Annotated in this window: 1 pseudogene; it reads left to right on the top strand. The window is 52.7% G+C overall.

The features are described from left to right. Positions 1-361: 361 nt before the first annotated feature. Positions 362-880 (top strand): annotated as a pseudogene (locus tag D6851_RS17480) (sugar phosphate nucleotidyltransferase). Positions 881-1088: the final 208 nt, after the last annotated feature.

The following is a 1088-nucleotide window of genomic DNA, read 5'->3' on the forward strand; positions in this document are numbered from 1 at the left end:
CAGGGTCCGTCGGCTTACCAAGGCAGTGCGGTTCTATCTTCGCCCATTGGGCGTCTGTCAGTACAAAGCGATCCATCCAAAGCATGAATCACAGCGATACTGATTTGTGAATCCCCACAGACCCTAGTGCGGCATATGAATTCTTAGTCCTATTTAGAGACTGCAATGTGGCTGGATTGTGGAGCAGGCCATGCTGCGCGGCATGCATCTGGACGACCGGAACCGCTGACACCCTACCCGTTTGGTTGATTATCCATGGTGCTTAGTTATTCTTCAAAACATTCGAAAATATGGACACCCCTCGACGTACAATAAGGGTATTCGCCTATTTACTTCGTAATCGTAGCATTATGGAGCCTGCATGTCCAAAATCATTTCCGTGATTCTGTGTGACGGCAGTGGTACGCGGCTTTGGTCGCGCAGTCGCGCCAGCAAACCCAAGCCTTTTTTGCCTCTCGTTGGTAAAAACACACTCTTCAAAGCACCTCTGGCAAGGTGCCCCGCCACCAAAGGTTTCGCTCCCCCTTAGTTGTCCACCGGCAAGGCTCATCTCGCGCATGTTGAAGCGCAGCTTGCACAGGAAGAAGGGCGAAAGGCGCGTGTGATCGTCGAGCCGAGCGTCCGCAACCCAGCCGCAGCCATAACTCTCGCTGCGCTGAGTCTGTCTGAAGATGCTATAATGCTCGTTTGCCCTAGTGATCATCATATCGGCGACCCTGGTGCTTTTGCCGAAGTCGCCTTCACCGCTGCCAAACTTGCGAATGAAGGTTGGCTGGTTTCATTCGGCATCGAAGCGAATGCGCCTGAACCGGATTTGGTTGTCTTAGAGTCTGATCCGAAATTAAGTTTAGTGGTATCAGTGGGTTATCTTGGCGGCTGACCCAATCATTGATTCAGGTGGTTTTGCTACAAACTTCCGAAGATCGACGATGTGGCCCGACACCACTCGGGCGCAGTAGCGGGCATAACGTGGCCAGTACGCCAGACGACGCTAAGCGAGAACATATCAAGAATGGCGTGAGGGCTGTTACCGCCGGAGGTCACTGAGTCCAAGTTGGTTCCACATCGATGTGAAGTCATAGGTGCCG

The sequence above is a fragment of the Altericroceibacterium spongiae genome, from assembly GCF_003610805.1.
Lineage (GTDB): Bacteria > Pseudomonadota > Alphaproteobacteria > Sphingomonadales > Sphingomonadaceae > Altericroceibacterium > Altericroceibacterium spongiae.